A 17,088-nucleotide genomic window follows, 5' to 3' on the forward strand; every position below is an offset into this window, starting at 1 on the left:
TTTCGGTCGCCGGTTCGCGGCCTGTGTCCCGAGTTGTCGGGGCAGAAAGTGCAAGATCGGCGGCGTGGGCGGGGCGGCAGGTTTGTCGTCGCCGACCGGTTTGCGACGGCGATCGCCGGGAAGTCGGTACTCGTGCGAGCACTTTTGACGAAAGTTGAGCAGGAATCCCGGCTGGACCGCGCGGGTGACCGGTTGCAGAAGGTCGTCCTGGGAACGCTGCGTCCGCGGCGGCTGCGGGACCTGCTGCACGGGGTGACGCTCGGGCATCCACTGCACCCGGCGATGGTGCAGGTGCCGGTCGGCGCGTGGATCAGCGCCGCCGTGCTGGACCTCATGCCCGGACAACGTCGACCCGCCACCGTGCTCGTCGGCCTGGGCACGGTCAGCGCGGTGCCGGCGGCGGTCGCCGGACTGAACGACTGGGCGGCACTCGCCCGGGACCAGCGCCGGGTCGGCCTCGTGCACGCCGCCGCCAACACCGTCGGCCTGACGCTGTACGCCGGCTCGCTGGCCGCGCGGCTGTCCGGTCGGCACGGCATCGGCCGCGCGCTCGGTTTCCTCGGGCTCTCGACCGTGAGCCTCGGGGCGTACATCGGGGGTCACCTCGCGTACAAGCAGGGGGCGCAGGTCAACCAGAGCGTCTCCGAGCTGCATCGGATGACCGACGGCTGGCACTCGCTCGCCGACATGGCGACGTTGCCGCAGCGCACCCTGATCACCCGAGAGGTGGACGACGACATCTCGGTGATCCTCTACCGGCACGGTGACGAGGTGACCGTGATGTTGGAGCGTTGCCCGCACCAGAGCGGGCCGCTCGGCGAGGGCGAGGTGCAGGAGATCGACGGCCACGCCTGCGTGGTCTGCCCGTGGCACGGCAGCGCGTTCCGGCTCAACGGTGGCGAGGTCATGCAGGGTCCCTCCGGCAACGACCAGCAGATCCTGCCCACCCGGATCCAGAACGGCGTGCTCCAGACCCGCCTGCCCTGACCGCGTCTCCAGACCCGCCCGCCGGGACGTCAGCTGCGTCGGTGTCGACCGACCGACGGCCCCTCCGGCATCGAGTCCAGGCCGTGCCCACCGTCGAACAACCCGCCGTCAGCCCCGTCGCCAGCCCAACCGTCGTCGCCACCCCAGGCGGACGCACCGGTGTGCGCCGTTCCGCTGCCCGGAGGTGCGATCCCGCTGCCGTACGGCGCGGTACCGCCGCCGCGAGACGCCATGCCACCACCACCGGTCGGCGCCGTGCCGCCGTCGCGTGTGGCTGGCGCTTCGAGGGCCGCCGCCGCCCGGCTGGCGGCCCAGGCGGCACCACTTCCCGCCGCCCCACCACCGGTCCGTCCCGCGCTGCTGCTCGTGCTCCCGCCGATGCTCCGGGCCGTACCGCCCCGGGGCGTGCGGGCCGCGGCCAGACGGGGGGCCGCTCCGGCGGCGGCCGGGCGGCGGCGCAGCCCCAGGACCGCGCCGATCTGTGCGCCGACAATGCTGGCCACCGCCAGTACGGCCGAGACGGCGAGAGGTCGGTTCACCCGGTCCTCGGTGCCGGCTCGGGCTGCCCCGACAGTCATCGCGGGTGGCTGGCCCGCCGACTCCGTACCGCTGGATGGTGGCGGGGCCGGCTGCTCCGGTGCGGCCCGTTCGGGCGCCGGCCGGGGCGCGGGCGGCTTCGGTGCCGCCGGCCGGTCGACGAGCCGTCCGGTGGCGTGCTTCCGGTTGCCCTGGTCGGCGGCCTCCGCGGGCAGCCGGAGCAGCTGACCAGGGCGGATGCGGTCCGGGTCGTCGAGCTTGTTCAGCTTGGCGAGCTGTCGGTAGTCGCCGAACTCGTCCAGGTAACGGTCAGCCACCTCGCCGAGGTAGTCGCCCCGCGCGACCCGGTACACGGGCGCGGCCTCGTGGTTGACGCTCGTGCCACCGGGAGCGGCGGCCCGGCCCGCCAGCCCGCCCTGCGCCAGCGGGGCCGCCGTGTCGGGCGTCGCGCCCACCCGGGTCGGGGCGGCCAGGGTGGCGGCGGCCGGTGCGTTGGTGCTCGCGTACGCCGGAGCGCCGTAGACCGCCGCGGCGCTGGCGGCGGCCGGACTGGCCGCGAGGATCAGCGCGACCGAGCCGACAAGCGCGGCGGCGGCCTTCTGCTGGCGACTCATCCCGGGCAGCTTCGGCGCCGGGCGGCGCAGGGTCTGCGCCCCCAACTCCACGAGGACGGAGAAGGCGAACGTGGCCCAGCCGAACCAGCCGGCCACCGCCAGTGCCCGCAGGAAGAGTTGGCCGTCGTCCCTGCTGGTCAGCGCGGTGCCGATCTCGGCGACGGTGGGAAGGTGATCAGGCAGGGGATTGCCGGCGAAGGCCAGCAGTGCGATCGGCGCGCCAACCAGCAGCGCACACAGCACGGCCAGTGCGCCGAGGCCGGTGAGGACGCGTCCGGTCCGCCGTGCGACGGACCCAGCCGATACGGGCATGGCTGCCTTCCTTCCTACGGTGCTGCTGCGGTGATGGCGCGCGCGGTCGCATCGCCGGTGACGGTGACCGTCTTGTCCTGGACGAAGGGCCCGATCATCGTGCGGTCGTAGGTGATCGTGACGGTGACCCGGATCAGGGTCTCCCCGGCGACCTCGGGGAAGCTCACGGTGTGGCCGCTGGTGCCCTCGGCGGCCTCCAGGTAGTTGGTGACCGCCACGAGCGCCGCCTCCCTGTCGATCCGCGTCGGCCGGCCGTCGATCGCGGCCCCCCGGTCGATGGCCTGACCGCCGGCGCGGGCGGCCTCGGCGGCCAGGTTCTCGGCACGTTGCAGGCTGCGTAGCTGGCCGGCGCCGTCGAAGGAGAGACCCACGATGGCCAGTACGCCGATCATCGCCACCGCCAGGAAGATGCTCACCCGGCCGTGGTCGCCGGCGAGGGGGCGGCGGACGTCCGCGGTCATTCCCGACTCCGGTAGCGGTCAAGTGGCGAGGTGAACGTCGCGCTGACCTGCTTCTCGCCCGGCATTCCGGGCAGGACATCGAGTGAGATGTCCCGGAGCGACACCAGGCAGACCACCGTCACCGTCACCGTCGCGTCCGTACCGGCCGTGCTGCTGAAGGCATCGTCGAAGTTTCTCGATTGGCCAGCCACCGTGGCGGTGAGTTCCGGGTTCAGTTCGTTGGCGCAGGCCAACCCGCGCCAGTCCAGCTGATCCTGGACGGCCTTCAGCGCCGCTGCTCGGGCCGTGGTCGAGTCCCGGGAGATCGAGGCGGCCCGGGCGGCATCGTGGGCCGCGGCCTCGATCGCCTCCGCCGCCACCGCCGTACGTCCGGCGACGCCGGCCAGCACCATCAGCGCGATGAACGCGGGGGCGAGCACCGCCACCTCGATGGAGACCGAGCCCCGCTCGGCGGTGCGGCTCATGGCTCGGTCAACCTCTCCACCGTTCCGTGGGCGCTCTGCCGCACCGCGAAGTCCACGCCCGGCACCACCGACAGGGACCGGCCGCTCACCGTGCAGGTGACCTCGGCCTCGTCGACGATCACGCAGGTCAGGTCGGTGCTGTCCCAGCCCACCAGCCAGCCGCCGGCGGCCTCGAGGAAGCGGGTCGCGCTGTCCACGCCGGCACCGTTGGGCGCCTGGTACGGCCGTTGCGCGTTGACACCGCTCTGTGCGGCGTGCAAGGCGGTCGAACGGGCGAGGAAGACGGCCGCGATCTGGACCGAGGCGAAGAGCAACACCAGGATCAGCGGCATCATCACGGCCAGCTCCACCGGATTCGCGCCCCGCTCCCGGTCGCCGCCGGCGAGGCGGCGCCGGGTGGCGCTGACCGCCCGGCGCCACCTGGGAAACAGGGCTCGGCGCATCCCGGCTACTCGCCTTCGCCGCCGGTGCCTGCGCCCGGGGGTTCCGGGATGTCGTTCATCCAGTTTTCGGCCTTGGTCAGGGCCAACGCGGTGACGGCGATGGCGACGGCGACCAGGCCGGCGATGATCACCGCAGTGGGCACCGGGCTGTCACCGCGCTCACCGTGGCGGCGCAGCTCGGCCAGGCGCGTCGTCAGCACGACGTGCAGGTAGCTGAGGATGGACATGGCGGAACTCCTTCAGGGGGAGGGCTTCAGAGACGGGCGACGAACGGGTAGAGGACGAAGCCGAGCAACACGAAGACGAGCAGCGCGCCCGGGATGTCGAGTCGGCTGGTCACCCCCTCGGCGTGCGCGAGGTTGTCGGTGCGGATCTGGTCGCGGAGCGAGTCGGCCCGGCTGCGCAGGGTCTCGTGCACCTGTGCGCCCTCGCTGCCGGAGGAGCGCATGATCGCGCCGACGTCACCCAGCTCCGGAATGCCGATCTTGTCGGCGAGGTCGCGCAACTCGTCCCAGGGCGCGTGCATCTGCATCTGGGCGATCCGCAGCGACTCCTGGAGCCGGTCGAACACCCAGCCGTCGCAGACCGCCGCGGCGCGCTCCAACGACTGCACCGGCCCGTGCGCGGCGGAGAGCTGCAACGCCACCAGGTCGAGGTAGGTGCAGACGGCGGCGCGGAACTCGGCCCGCGCGGCCTCGGCCTTGGTCAGTACGGCCCGGTGCGCCAGCAGCCCGCCGATCAGTGCCAGGCCGAGGCTGCCGAGCACCGGTACGACGAGCGGAAACGAGACGCCGAGCACCAGCAGCGCCACCCCGAGCAGGGTCGGCGTGGCCAGCCCGACAAGTGCGGAGAGCAGCACCGACAGCGCGTACTGCTCGGGGGTCTGGCCGATCAGGGCGAGCTGCCGGTGCGGCGGTCGCAGCCAGCGGGCCAAGCCGGTCAACGAGTCCAGTCGCCGGGAGGCGGGTGTGGCGAGCCGGCCGGTGCCCGGTGGCTGGTGCAGCCGACGCAGCGCCGGCCCCAGCGCCGGGGTCGCCGGCACCAACTCCCGGACCACCAGGAACACGCCCAACCCGACGCCGGCACCACCGCAGACGGCCATGGTGAGCTGCCAGTTCAGCATCATGCGATCACCTCGGCGGGGTCGGGCGCCGGCAGGAACCGGGACGGCCGCTGTGGCTGGCTCATCGACCGCACCCACGCCAACAGGCCGACGAAGGCGGCGCCCAGGGCGGCCATCACCACCTGACCCACCGGTGTGCCGTACGGCTTGATGTACTCGGCGTTGAGCAGCCCGTACGCCAGGGTGGCCAGGGTCATGGCGGTGAGGAAGCGGACCGCGAACCGGGGTTGGGTCCGCTTGGCCTCGATCTCTCGGCGGGTGGCCACCTCCGCGGATGCCGCGCCGGCGATGGAGCCCAGCACGTCACCCAGCCGTTCGCCCCGGTCCGACAGGTGCAGGATCAGCGCCGCGACCACCTGGTCACCGACCGGGTCGGCGATCTCGTCGGCGAACGCCAGCAACGCCGATCGGGCCAGCCAGCCGGCCTGTAGGCGGGCGGCGAGCAGCCGTACCTCTTCCTCGATGCCGGGTGGCACGCTGCCGATCGTGCCGATGATCGACTGTTGGAGGCCCTGCCCGGTGCCGGAGACGTCCTTGAGTCGACGGGTCCACTCGCCCACCGCCTCGATCCGGGCGATCGCCCTCTGCTCGGCCCTGCCCACCCCGAACAGCCACGGGGTGCCGGGCACCGCCACCGCCACCAGCAGGCCCACCACCGGCAGCCCGGTCAGCAGGAACGCCAGTGCGCCGGCACCCAGCGCGGCGACCAGCAGCGCCTGGTAGGCCCGCTGCTCGGTCGGCGTGGCGCCCGGTCCGCGCCACAGTCGAGACAGACCCGGCCCGGCTCCCGGACGAGGTCCGGGTGGCCGGCGGGTGCCGACGAGCGCGACCACGGCCAACAGCAGCCCGGCCACACAGGCCGCCCCGGAGACCACGGCGATCAACTCGACGCTGGCCAGCATCAGGTCACCGCCGGGCCAGTCGGGTCTGCCGGGGCCGTCGCCAGGCACCGGCGCCGGCCTCGACCCACCGGGTCAGCAACCGCGCGTCGTAACCCACCCGCAGCAACTGGTCGCGGACCCGTTCCGGCAGGTGCCGGGGGACCGCCCGACCGTCCGGGCCGGGACCGAACACCGTGGTGGTGGTGATCCGACCGGCTTCGCCGGCCCCGATCACCTCCTCCACATGGGAGACGAACCGGTGTTTCCGTCCGCCGATGGCGGTCTCGTCCTCGATGGTGACGTAGACGATCAGGTCGAGGGCGTTGCCGGCCATCCGGCGGGCCTGGTCGACTGTCATCTCGCGGCCGTGTGCCAACGCCAGCTCGACGATCCGTTCGCCCACCCCGGCGGCCGTACGGGCGTGGATGGTGCACATCGAGCCCCGGCTGGTGGTCATCGCCTGGAGCATCGGCACGATCTCCCGGGACCGCACCTCACCGACGATGATCCGCAGCACGCCCATCCGCAGCGACAGGGGGATCAGGTCGGCGATCGTCACCTCACCGGCCGGACGGCCGTCGAAGCCGCGCTCGCCGTGCCCCTCCCGGGCCTCGAAGCTCATCACCGCCCGGTGCCGCTCCCGGCGGCGGGCCGGCAGCAGTTCGCGGCTCTCCTCCAGCAGCACGTACGGCTCGTCCGGCGGGATCTCGTTCATCAACGCCCGGATGATCGTGGTCTTACCGGCACCGGCCAACCCGGCGACCATGATGTTCAACCCGGCGCGCATCGCCGCGCGCAGGAAGTCGCGCAGCAGCGGGTCGATCATCTCGTCGAGGTCGCCACGGGTGCCCGCGATGTCGTCGAGGCTCACGTCCAGTGTGTTGTGCTTGCGGATCACCGCGTACGGGCGGTGGCTGACCAGGAACACCGCCGCCAGCCGGCTGCCGTCGGGCAGTTGCAGGTCGAGGGTGGGCTTCACGGTGGACAGCGACCGCTCGGTCGCGCCCGCCCGGCGGGCCGCCGCTTGGAGGATCTCCACGAGTTCGGCGTCGCTGTCGGCGATCGGCTCGGCCCAGTCCACCCCACCGCCGTGCCTGGTGATGCGCACCTGGTCGCAGCCGAGGATGTGCACCTCCTCGATGGTGTCGTCGACCAGCAGCGTCTGTAGCCGACCGAGCCCCACCAGTTCGGCGGTCACCTGGTCGAGCAGCAGGCGCTCCTCGCCGGCAGCCATCGGGGTGCCGGCCCGGCGGACGAAGTCCGCGTACTGGGCGACCACCGTGACGGCCAGCCGGGCCCGTTCGGTGTCCTCCTCGTCGGCGGTGAACTCCCGGCCGCGCTGCCACAGGGTGAGCCGTTCGGTGAGTTCCCGGCGCAACTCCCGGACCACCTGGAAGTCCATCCGGGGTCGCGGCGTCGATGCCGTTGGCGCTGCGGCCGTGGGCACCGGCTGCGGCGTCGGCGCGGACTGTTGGTGCCGGCCGTTCGGCCCGGCCAGCGGCGGCTCGGTGGAGGTCACGCCCGGCGGCTGTTGACGAGGATCCGCGGAGACCGGCTCAAACCGCATCTGGAACCCCCTGCTGCACGGGCCACGCCAGCCGGGCCTGCCGCCGCTCCAGGAGCGCGCCGATCGGCACCTCCAACGCGGCGGCCGCGCGCATCAGCGGCCGTCCGGTCCGCACGGTCCCGCCCAGGGTGAGCACCCCGGCGGTACGCGGATCGTGGGGCAGCCGCGCGACGACCGGCAGTTTCAGGGCTCGGCTGATCTCGGCTCGCCCGTGTCCGCCGCCGACCAGCAGCAGCCGCAGGGTGCCGGGTGGAACCCGGTGCTCGGCGAAGTCCCGTTCGATCGCGGTGACCACCGCCCGGGTGCCGGAGAGGTCCGGCAGGTGCGCCCGGGTCACCAGCAGCACCACCGAGGCCGCCCGCAGCACCGGCCACGGGGGTGCGGCCACGTGCAGCCGGCCGCAGTCGACGAGCACGTCGTAGCCGGGGATGCCGCGATCGAGGGCGTTGAAGTAGTCGGCGAACCGCTGCCAGAGCGGGGTGACGCTGCCGCCCTGGGCCGGGTCGACGAGGCCGGGCAGCAGCAGTCGCTCCCGGTGGGGTGCGTCCAGGTCGACCAGTTGCGACCAGAACGCGGTCTCCAGGTTGCCGTCGCGCAGTTCCCCGACGGCCAGTTCGCCGATGCCGCGAGGGCCGTCCAACTGGCCGCCGAGATAGCCGGCGAGGATCGACCCGCCAGCCGGGTCGCACTCGGCGAGGACCAGCCGTCGGTGCCACGCCAGTGTGCAGGCCAGCGCGGACGTCGTGACGCCGGGCGAACCCTTCGCGGACACCAGCGCGATGATCGCCATGCTCAGGCCGCTTCGGTCAGCACGACGGCGACGCGCGACTGCGCGGTGAGAGCCACCACCGCGGGCACGTCCCGGGTGGGCAGCGCCAGGTACAGCACCTTGTCGTTGTTGGCCGGACTGACCATGTCGATCACGATGGCCGGGAACCTGGTGCCGGCGGCGGCCGGGTCCCCGTTGGCGCCGCGGTCCGGGGTGCTGATCAGCAGCACCTTGTCCCCGGGGTGCAGTTGCCGGGCCGGCACCTGGGCGGTCTTCAGGCCGAGCGCGATCTGCTGCTGGTCGGGACCGAGCAGCGGATCGTCGGTGACGTGCCCCAGGGTGAGCAGGGTGCCCGGGACCAGCTTCACCGCGGCCCGTTTGCCGACCACCTCGTCGAGCCGGCCGGCGGGCACCGGACGCAACCCCTGACCGCCAGCTACCTGCACGGTGATCAGGTCGGCGGCGCTGACCTCCCGACCCACCTCCACCGGCCGGGCGACCGCGAGATAGCTGCCGGTGGCCCGGACCGAGGTGACCGCGAACGCCGCGCCCAGCCCACCCAGGGCGATCAGGAGTACGGCGAGACCGAGCAACCCCGGGCGGACCCGACGCTGCCGGACCACCTTGGGCGGGCTGACCGGTGCGTCGACCGACCCCGTTCCGTTGTGCGTCGCGAGACTCATCGGGTCACCACCTGGAGTTCGTTGATCTGGATCTGCACGACGCCGCTGTTCCGGGTCACCCGGATCTCTCCGCTCTGCCCACCGCCGTTCCAGGTCACCTTCCAGTGCGTGGTGGCGGTGACGTCGTATTTACCGGCCTTCTGGTAGCCCTTGTCGTAGCCGCAGGTCGGGGAGGTGCGGCCGGCAAGGTTCTTGTCCGTTGCGACGTACGGGGTGGCGGCGTCGGGGCAGGACACGCGATCGCCGTTGCCCATGTCCCAGACGATCTCGCTAACCTCCGCCGTGATTTCGACGGTCACGTCCCGATCGGTCTCGTCGGCGTGGAGCGGGCCGAAGTGGCCGGGGTCCTTGTTGTCGGACCACATCCAGACCGGCAGGCCGACCAGGCCGGGGCCGTTGTCCTTGCGGGGTGCGACAGCCAGCGGCGCCCGCTTCAGCGTGATCTTCGCCAGGGCGCGTCGGGCCAACTCCGCCGGGTTCGGGGGCGCGCCGAAGCCGGGCGGCGCCTCCCGCAACACCACGGTGACGTTGCCGACGTCCGTGCCGTCGTTGCAGGTCTGCACGTACCAGTGCTGGCCCTCGGGTGCCTCGTTCTGCGGCTCGGCCAGCTCGTAGTAGCAGCCGTCGCCGCTGTTGAACCAGCCTTTGAGATCGTCGTAGCAGGGCACGGTCCGCCCGTCCCACTTGCAGACGCCGTCACCGTCACCGCCACCGTCGTCTTCGTCATCGCCGCCGCCGTTGTTGCCGCCGCCGCCCGGCTTGCCGGGTTCGTCGTCCCAGACGCTGCAGTCGGGCTGGTCGGGCGGGCAACTGGCCCCCGGACCGGCGCGCCGAGCTGCGGCTGCCGGCAGGGTCGTGCCGGCCACCAGGAGGAGCGCGAGCCCGATCCCGGCGAGGGTCCGCCGAGCCGCCGAGACCCCGGGAGTACGCGTCGGAGCGTCCGCTCCGGCCCGGGTCAGCATGGCTGGTCCCGGTGCAGCGTGCCGGAGTTGATCAGCCAACGGCCGTCGGGATACCGCGTCGCGGTGGCGGTGGAGAGGTGCCGGCCGCCGCCGCTGCCCGGGACGACGCGCTTGTCCTTGGCGTAGACCAGCCGGTAGCCGGTCAGGTCCAGGCAGTCCTGGATCTCGACGGTGGCCGGGTTCGCGTCCAGACTGACGGCGGTCACGGTCGGGTCCGACTTCAACGTCCCGGTACGCACAGCACCGTGCTCCTTAGCGTCTCGAATGGACAATTGCACCCGGGTCAGAAGTGGATCAGCGAGAAAACGGGACAGTTCCGGCGCACGCGGATCACTGCGTCCACTCGCCGTCCGCGAGGCCGCCAAATAACCGGAGTACGCGTCAAGCGCCGCCTTTTCCGCAGCGCGTCGGTCGACGTCGGGAGCCACCGGTTGCCCGTCGTCCTGGGCTGCCGCCGGCCATTCGGCGGCCTCCCGCCCACTGGCGCAGGCGGTGACCGGCACCGCCGCCACGACCGCCAGCAGGCAGATCGCCGCTCGTCTGAGCTGCCGTCCGCGCACCGTCGAGCCTCCTCGTGGTCGCCCGGCGGGGTGAAGGATCACCGCCGCAGGGCATGCGGAAGCGCGCCCGGATCAGCACATCCCGGAACGATCATTGCGCCTCTGCATTCACCGTTACGGATCTTCTACAAATGCAGGTCCCATGCCGTCGGGTGGTTAAGGTGAGGCTTGCGTCACACCCAAGGGGCGAGCATAGGCTGACGTTCGCCGATGCAACAGAGGCAATTCAAGCGAATACTCTGAGTGATGAAGGGTGGTGGTGGCGGGTGTCCGTGCCGCGTCCCGCGCAATGGCCCGGCGGAAGGTCGTCCATGACCCGGCGTCGGCGGACCGCCTGGGGCCAGCGGCGTCTCGTCGGCGGTCCCGGGAGTGGGACATCGCGGCCTCATCCCGGCATCCGGGCGGAGTTGTCGACCGGTCGACGATCCGCCGCGTCCGGCGGAGCGCCCGGCCCCGATCTCGCCGGAGGCACCCGCCGATGGTCGGCGGGGGAGGTCGCTTTCTGCGCCATCCGCCACACCGTAGCGATCGTCCAGTCACTATCCGTGTGCGCCGTCCCGGCGGTGCATCGGGGCTCCTTGGCGGTGACATGGCACTGACCGGCCCCCCTGCCGCCCTCCCTGGTCGGGGAAACCCACCCGATCGGAGCCCGGCGCCCCGGTCGTCCGGTGGCCCGACCGCACCCGCCCGCCCGCCGGCAGCCGCACCCGGGAAAAGCACGACGACATCCGGCGGCTCGGCGCACACGACCTCCTCGTCCCCGGGGCGTCGGACCCCTTCGACGGCACGCGCAGCCGTGGCTCACGTCCGGGTCCCGACCGTGCTCGCGTTCCTCACGGTCGGCCCGCTGATGCGGATGGCCGCGCTGCGCTACGCCGTACCCCCGGGTCTGCCGAACCGGACCGGCTGCGACGCCTGCGGCGCGGCGGTCGGCCTGACCCGGCCCTGGCCCGCGCTGGGTCCGGCGGCCCGGTGCGGTCGCTGCCGCGCACGTGTCGGCCCACCGCCGGGAACGGTCGAGCTGGCCGGGCTCGCCGCGGTGCTGCTGCTGGCCCTGGTCGGCCCATCGGGCGGGGCGCTGCCGGCGCTGGCCTGGTGGTTCGGCTGGACGATCCCGGCGGTCTTCGTCGACCTGGCCGTGCACCGCCTGCCGGATCGGCTCACCCTGCCGGCGGCGGCCGGGACGTGGTTGCTGCTCGGCGTCGCCGCCGCCCTTGCCGGCGAGCCGGGGCCGTGGCTGCGGGCTGCCGTCGGCGGCACGGGGCTGGCGCTGTTCTTCGCCACCACCACGTTGCTGCTGGGCAACCGCGGCTTCGGGCTGGGAGACGCCAAGCTGGCGCTCGGTGTGGGAGCGCTGCTCGGCTGGTACGGCTGGCCGGTGCTGCTGCTCGGGCTGCTGCTCGCCTTCGGGTTGTCCGCGCTGGTGAGTGTGGGCCTGCTGGCCGCGCGCCGAGTCAACTGGAGCACACACCTGCCGTTCGGCCCGTTCCTGCTGCTCGGCACGGTCGGCGCGCTCCTGCTGGCCGGCTGACGCCGCCCGCCGCCGCTGCCCGCCGCCCGTGCCCGCCCCTCGCCAAGATCGTGCTCGATCCTGGATCTGGTGGCATCGCGCGGGCTGGCAGACCACTACAACCAGGATCGAGCGTGATCTTCTCCGACGCGGAGGTCACTGGCGGGTGCGGCTCGCCAGCTTCGGGACCGGGGGATCGGCGCGGTTGCCTCGACGGCGGAGCGCCTCGGCGGCCGGGCGGGCCAGCAGTGGGGCTGCCACCACGGCGACCAGCGCACCGAACAGCACGCCCGCGATCACGTCGTGCGGGTAGTGCACGCCCACGAAGACCCGGGAGAAGGCACCCAGTGCGGCAAGCGGCAGCGCGACCAGGCCGAGTCGACGGGAGAGCAGGAGCGTGGTCACCGCCAGCGCGCCGGCGATCGTGGCGTGGTTGCTGGGGAACGACCAGTCGCCCGGGGGTGGGCAGGTGCCCGCGATGATCGCCCGGCCGACCGTCCGACAGGGGCGGTCCTCGTCCACCACTGTCTTGAACCATTCGCTGCCGACGTACGCGAGGATGGCCGGTAGCGGCGCGACCAGGGCGAGGGCCCGGTCGTGCGGACCACCGGACCATCGGGTCAGCGCGGCCAGCACCAGCAGCGCGCCGAGCAGCAGGATCACCCCCTCGGTGGCGTGCCCGACGAACCACTGCACCGGCTCCGGACTGCTGGCAGCGGCGTCGACGACATCGCGATACCACTCAGCACTGATCTCCGGAACGTCCACGCTGCCGTTGGCGGCCATGCATCACCTCACCTCTCGTTCATACCCTGTTCACCTGGGGGACACCCTAGGAACGCCGCAGCGGGTAGCGGAGCAGTCGAAGGTCGGTCGGGCACCCTGACCTTCGTCCAGGATTCGTTCAGGCGGCTCTGCTTGGCTGGTCGAGGACGTCGGCATTCACGGGAGGCTTTGTGCAGACCAGTTCGGCCACCGACCAACCGCCGCCCGCCAGCGGGACGGTGGACGACGAGGCCTGGCGGATCCGGCGTACGAAGGCCGACCTGGACCGGCTCGGCGAGACCGAGTCGATCTTCGCGGTGGGCAACGGGTGGGTCGGTTGGCGTGGCGTGCTCGACGAGGGTGCGCCGTGCGGGATGCCCGGCAGCTACGTCAATGGCTTCCACGAGCGGCGCGAGCTGAGCTACCCCGAGGAGGGGTACGCGTTTCCGCAGGCCAGCGACACCGTCATCAGCGCGCCGAACGCCGCGCTGATCCGGCTCTGGGTCGACGACGAGCCGCTGGACATCCGCACCGGGACGCTACGCGGCCACGAACAGGTGCTCGACCTGCGCGCCGGCGTGCTGCGCCGGGAAACCGAGTGGATCTCGCCGGGCGGGCGGGGAGTGCGCATCCGCAGCACCCGGTTGGTGTCCCTGCCGCGCCGTCCGGTGGCCGCCGTCCAGTACGAGGTCGAGCCGCTGGACGCCCCCGTGGAGGTGCGGGTCTGCTCGGATCTGCTGGCCAACGAGACGGTGCCGGAGCGCTCGGACGACCCCCGGGCCGCCTCGGTGCCCGACAACCCGCTGACCGCCGAGGCGTACCGCGCGGCTGACCTCGACGGGGTGCTGGTACACCGCACCGAACGCAGCGGTCAGCGTGTCGCGGTCGCGGTCAGTCACCTGGTGGACGGGCCGGACACGGTCACGGTCACCGGTGACTGCACCCCGGACCGGGTACGGCTGACCGTGGCGGATCGGCTGCACCTCGGGGAGCGGCTGCGGCTGACGAAGTTCGCGGCCTACGAATGGGCGATGATCGACGGCACGGCGGTCGACGAGTTGGCGGCCCTGGTCACCGCCGAGGCGGACGCGGCGCGCGCGGACGGTTTCGACGCCCTGCTCACCGACCAGCGGGCCGCCCTGGACGCGGCCTGGCAGGTCGCCGACGTGCAGCTCGACGGTGACCCGGAGCTGCAACAGGCGATCCGGTTCGCGATGTTCCACCTGATCCAGGCCGGCCGCCCGGACTCCGACCGGACCATCGCGGCGAAGGGGCTGACCGGCAACGGCTACGACGGGCACGTCCTGTGGGACACCGAGACCTACGTTCTGCCGGTGCTCACCTACCTGGCCCCGGCGGTGGCCCGTTCGGCGCTCAGGTGGCGGCACACCCACCTGCCCGAGGCCCGCGAGCGGGCCACGGAACTGCGGCTGACCGGCGCGGCGTTCCCGTGGCGCACCATCGGCGGCCGGGAGTGCTCCGGCTACTGGCCGGCCGGCACCGCCGCGTTGCACGTCAACGCCGACATCGCCGACGCGGTGCTGCGCTACCTGGCCGCCACGGACGACGAGCGGTTCCTCGCCGAGGCGGGGCTGGAGTTGCTCGTGGAGACGGCCCGGCTCTGGCACGGCTTCGGGCACTGGTCCGGCGAGGATGCCTTCCACCTGCACGGGGTGACCGGCCCGGACGAGTACGCCGCCCTTGTCGATGACAACGTCTTCACCAACCTGATGGCCCGGCGCAACCTGCGGGGAGCGGCGGACGCCGCCGAGCGCCACCCCGACGTGGCCGGTCGGCTCGGCGTGGAGCACGACGAGGTGGCCGGCTGGCGGGCCGCGGCCGACGCGATGGTCGTCCCGTACGACCACGAGCGCGGTGTGCACCAGCAGGCCGCCGGGTTCACCGAGCAGCCCGAGTGGGACTTCGCGAACACGGGCGACGACGACTATCCCCTGCTCCTGCACTTCCCCTACCTGGAGTTGTACCGCAAGCAGGTGGTGAAGCAGGCCGACCTGGTGCTCGCCATGCAGCTCTGCCCCGGCGAGTTCACCGCCGCCGAGAAGGCCCGCAACCTGGCCTACTACGAGGCTCGCACCGTCCGTGACTCGTCGCTGTCGGCGGCCCCGCAGGGGGTGCTGGCCGCCGAGGTCGGGCACCTGGATCTGGCGTACGACCTGTTCGCCGAGTCGGTCCTGCAGGATCTGGCGGACCTGGGGGACAAGACCGCCGACGGGCTGCACCTGGCGTCACTGGCCGGTGCGTGGTTGGCGCTGGTGCAGGGCTTCGGCGGGCTGCGCGACGACCGGGGTGTGCTCTCCTTCGACCCCCGGCTGCCGCGCCGGATCGACCGGCTGGCGTTCAGCCTGCACTGGCGTGGCCACCGGCTGCGCGTCACGGTGACTCCGACCGAGGCCCGCTACGAGTTGCCCGGCGCCGGCCCGGACGCCGAGGTCGAGCTGTGGCACCACGGTGAGTCGCTGCGGATCACGGAGGCCGAACCGGTCACCCGGCCGATGCCGGCGGTGCCCGACCCCGGGCCGGAGCCGCACTCCCCGCCCGGCCGCCGCCCCGCCCGCCGCTCGGCCGACTGAGCCACGGGCAGCCAGCCCGCGGTTCGCGCGGCACGGCTCAGGTCGGTCCGGGGCGGCCGGCCATGCGCTCGCGGACGGCCTCCAGCGCCTCGAAGGCGTACGCCCAGTTGTGGCATTTGAAGCTGCGCAGGCCGTCGATCGCGGTGTGGCAGTCGGCGCAGCGCACACCGGCGATGGCTGCCGGAATCCCGGTGTTGACGTACTTGCGCTCGCCGAGGATGACGGTGGCGATCATGGCCTTGTCGTGCACGCCGGAGAGTGCCGACGACACGATGTCGTACCAGGTGACGCGTCGGCCACACTTCGGGCAGTCGGGTTCGTCGCCGCTGACCCAGAGCGGGGCGCCGATGCTGCGCGCCGGCATGCCGAGCAGCTTCTCCAGCCGCCGGACGTCCGCCTCCGGGGTGGTCCAGCGGTGTCGGCCGGGCAGTGCCGCGGGCGAGTCGTACACGGCGCGGAACAGGTCGTGGTCGACAGGCACGGTCTCCCGCTGAGCGGTCATCGTCGTCCCCTCTCGTTGAGTCGGTGCCCCCACCGTGGTCACCGACGACCTTCGGCGCTGCCGGATCAACGACTCGAGGGGTCGACGGGTCGTCGTCGAGGGGGTCGGCCGTTGACCCGTTTCCGCCTCCGGTGGCCGGCCCCGGGTGGTACGACGGAGGCCTGACGTGCGGGCCACCGGGAGGAGCGCCGATGGCGAGCAGGCCCGAACGGCTGCTGCGGGGCGATGACGCACCGCTGAGCGCCTCGTTCCTGGAGCTCTTCTTCGACCTGGCGTTCGTGCTCGCCCTCAGTCAACTCGCGGGGCACCTGCTGCACGACCTCACTCTGCCCGGGGCACTGCGTACCGCCCTGCTGTTGGCCGGCGTGTGGTGGATCTGGGTGACCACCACCTGGTTCGCCGACTGGTACGACCCGGACAGCCCGTGGGTCCGGTGGCTGCTGGTCGCTGCCGCGCTGGGCAGCCTGCTGGCCGGGGTGGCGATTCCGCAGGCGTTGGACGGGCGGGGCCTGCTCTTCGCCGGCGCGTACGTCGCGGTCCACATCGCCCGCGGCGCGGTGACCGCGTTCGCGCTGCGCGGTCACCCTCGACAGAGGAGGGCGCTGCGGATCCTCTGTTGGTTCAGCGTGTCCGCCGTGCCGTGGCTGGTCGGTGGGTTCCTGCCGGAGTGGCGGGTGCCGCTCTGGCTGTTCGCTCTCGCGATCGACTTCACCGGTCCACGAATCGGCTGGCCCACTCCCCGGCTGGGACGGACGTCCCGGCAGGAACTACGCCTCGCCAGCGAACACTTCGCCGAGCGGTACCAGCAGATCATGATCATCGCGCTCGGCGAACTCGTCCTGGTCGCCGGTCTCTCGTACGCCGGCACCCACCTGGACCTTCCGCAGACCGCTGCCTTCCTGCTGGTCTTCGCCACCGCCGTGCTGATCGGTCTGCTCTACGTGACGCCCGCCGGTCAGCGCCTCGGCCCGGCCATCGAGCGCGCCGACCCAGGCCGGCTCGGTGTCATCATCGGCTACCTGCACCTCGTGATGATCGCCGGGTTGGTGGTCACCGCCGTCGGGGCCGAACTGAGCATCGCCCACCCCACGAAGGCGAGTGACCTGACCGCAGCCGTCGTCATCCTGGGAGGTCCGACGCTGTTCCTCCTCGGACGGACCCTGTTCTCGGTGGCGATCCACCGGCGACTCTCCTGGCCCCGGGTCGCCGCCCTGTTCGTGATGTCCGGTGCGGCGGCCGTTCTGCGACTGCCGCTGCTGGCGGTCAGCGCGGTCGCCACCGGGGTGGTGCTCACGGTGGTCGTCCTGGACCACGCGGGCATCCGCTCCTATCGCCGCGTCAAAAATCCCTGACTAAA

At 72.6% G+C, this 17,088-nt stretch carries 17 protein-coding genes and 1 pseudogene; 4 read left to right on the plus strand and 14 right to left on the minus strand.

Features of this window, described 5'->3' with window-relative positions; genetic code table 11:
- The first annotated feature begins 132 nt into the window (after positions 1 to 132).
- Positions 133 to 987, plus strand: a complete 855-nt coding sequence (locus AB0C01_RS18695; protein WP_357243644.1) for a DUF2231 domain-containing protein — start codon at positions 133 to 135, stop codon at positions 985 to 987.
- A 443-nt stretch (positions 988 to 1,430) separates the two neighbouring features.
- Here the strand turns inward: AB0C01_RS18695 and AB0C01_RS18700 are convergent.
- The 12 genes and pseudogenes from AB0C01_RS18700 to AB0C01_RS18755 all read right to left on the minus strand — a co-directional run.
- Positions 1,431 to 2,450 (minus strand): annotated as a pseudogene (locus AB0C01_RS18700) (LysM domain-containing protein); the annotation flags it as partial.
- A gap of 14 nt (positions 2,451 to 2,464) precedes the next feature.
- Entirely contained in the window at positions 2,465 to 2,911 is a 447-nt protein-coding gene (locus AB0C01_RS18705; RefSeq protein WP_357571694.1) for a pilus assembly protein TadG-related protein, read from the minus strand.
- Positions 2,908 to 3,375: a TadE/TadG family type IV pilus assembly protein gene (locus AB0C01_RS18710; protein WP_357571695.1), complete on the minus strand. Its 468-nt coding sequence runs from the start codon at positions 3,373 to 3,375 to the stop codon at positions 2,908 to 2,910. The genes AB0C01_RS18705 and AB0C01_RS18710 overlap by 4 nt, the downstream gene beginning before the upstream one ends.
- The gene (locus tag AB0C01_RS18715; RefSeq protein ID WP_357571696.1) at positions 3,372 to 3,818 is read right to left on the minus strand and encodes a TadE/TadG family type IV pilus assembly protein; all 447 of its coding nucleotides are present in this window, start codon (positions 3,816 to 3,818) and stop codon (positions 3,372 to 3,374) included. Before AB0C01_RS18715 ends, AB0C01_RS18710 begins: the two co-directional genes overlap by 4 nt.
- A 5-nt stretch (positions 3,819 to 3,823) precedes the next feature.
- On the minus strand, positions 3,824 to 4,045 hold the full coding sequence (locus tag AB0C01_RS18720; RefSeq protein WP_357243656.1) for a hypothetical protein: 222 nt from the start codon (positions 4,043 to 4,045) through the stop codon (positions 3,824 to 3,826).
- 26 nt (positions 4,046 to 4,071) lie between these two features.
- Positions 4,072 to 4,941 carry a type II secretion system F family protein gene (locus AB0C01_RS18725; RefSeq protein ID WP_357244098.1) on the minus strand — a complete coding sequence of 290 codons (870 nt, stop codon included), beginning with the start codon at positions 4,939 to 4,941 and terminating at the stop codon, positions 4,072 to 4,074.
- Positions 4,941 to 5,843: a type II secretion system F family protein gene (locus tag AB0C01_RS18730; protein ID WP_357243659.1), complete on the minus strand. Its 903-nt coding sequence runs from the start codon at positions 5,841 to 5,843 to the stop codon at positions 4,941 to 4,943. Before AB0C01_RS18730 ends, AB0C01_RS18725 begins: the two co-directional genes overlap by 1 nt.
- A gap of 4 nt (positions 5,844 to 5,847) precedes the next feature.
- Entirely contained in the window at positions 5,848 to 7,389 is a 1,542-nt protein-coding gene (locus AB0C01_RS18735) for an ATPase, T2SS/T4P/T4SS family (protein WP_357243662.1), read from the minus strand.
- A complete protein-coding gene (locus AB0C01_RS18740; protein ID WP_357243665.1) occupies positions 7,379 to 8,179 on the minus strand; it encodes a ParA family protein in 801 nt (266 codons plus the stop codon). Before AB0C01_RS18740 ends, AB0C01_RS18735 begins: the two co-directional genes overlap by 11 nt.
- Positions 8,180 to 8,181: 2 nt before the next feature.
- Positions 8,182 to 8,841: an SAF domain-containing protein gene (locus AB0C01_RS18745; protein WP_357243668.1), complete on the minus strand. Its 660-nt coding sequence runs from the start codon at positions 8,839 to 8,841 to the stop codon at positions 8,182 to 8,184.
- Positions 8,838 to 9,803 (minus strand): hypothetical protein, encoded by a 966-nt coding sequence (locus AB0C01_RS18750; protein WP_357571697.1) that lies wholly within the window; start codon positions 9,801 to 9,803, stop codon positions 8,838 to 8,840. Before AB0C01_RS18750 ends, AB0C01_RS18745 begins: the two co-directional genes overlap by 4 nt.
- A complete protein-coding gene (locus AB0C01_RS18755) occupies positions 9,797 to 10,363 on the minus strand; it encodes a hypothetical protein (protein WP_357243674.1) in 567 nt (188 codons plus the stop codon). The genes AB0C01_RS18750 and AB0C01_RS18755 overlap by 7 nt, the downstream gene beginning before the upstream one ends.
- Before the next feature lie 850 nt (positions 10,364 to 11,213).
- On the opposite strand from AB0C01_RS18755, the gene AB0C01_RS18760 reads away from it, so the two are divergent.
- Complete coding sequence (locus AB0C01_RS18760; RefSeq protein ID WP_357244101.1) at positions 11,214 to 11,894, plus strand: A24 family peptidase; 681 nt, start codon at positions 11,214 to 11,216, stop codon at positions 11,892 to 11,894.
- A gap of 135 nt (positions 11,895 to 12,029) precedes the next feature.
- Here AB0C01_RS18760 and AB0C01_RS18765 read toward each other — a convergent pair whose 3' ends face one another.
- On the minus strand, positions 12,030 to 12,659 hold the full coding sequence (locus AB0C01_RS18765) for a phosphatase PAP2 family protein (RefSeq protein WP_357571698.1): 630 nt from the start codon (positions 12,657 to 12,659) through the stop codon (positions 12,030 to 12,032).
- A 170-nt stretch (positions 12,660 to 12,829) separates the two neighbouring features.
- Between AB0C01_RS18765 and AB0C01_RS18770 the strand changes: the two genes are divergently transcribed.
- Entirely contained in the window at positions 12,830 to 15,229 is a 2,400-nt protein-coding gene (locus tag AB0C01_RS18770; RefSeq protein ID WP_357571699.1) for a glycosyl hydrolase family 65 protein, read from the plus strand.
- A gap of 37 nt (positions 15,230 to 15,266) precedes the next feature.
- Here AB0C01_RS18770 and AB0C01_RS18775 read toward each other — a convergent pair whose 3' ends face one another.
- Positions 15,267 to 15,731 (minus strand): hypothetical protein, encoded by a 465-nt coding sequence (locus tag AB0C01_RS18775; RefSeq protein WP_357571700.1) that lies wholly within the window; start codon positions 15,729 to 15,731, stop codon positions 15,267 to 15,269.
- Positions 15,732 to 15,922: 191 nt separating this feature from the next.
- Between AB0C01_RS18775 and AB0C01_RS18780 the strand changes: the two genes are divergently transcribed.
- The gene (locus AB0C01_RS18780; RefSeq protein WP_357243686.1) at positions 15,923 to 17,083 is read left to right on the plus strand and encodes a low temperature requirement protein A; all 1,161 of its coding nucleotides are present in this window, start codon (positions 15,923 to 15,925) and stop codon (positions 17,081 to 17,083) included.
- The last annotated feature ends 5 nt before the right edge of the window (positions 17,084 to 17,088 follow it).

The organism is Micromonospora sp. NPDC048905 (assembly GCF_040649655.1).
Classification (GTDB): Bacteria; Actinomycetota; Actinomycetes; order Mycobacteriales; family Micromonosporaceae; genus Micromonospora.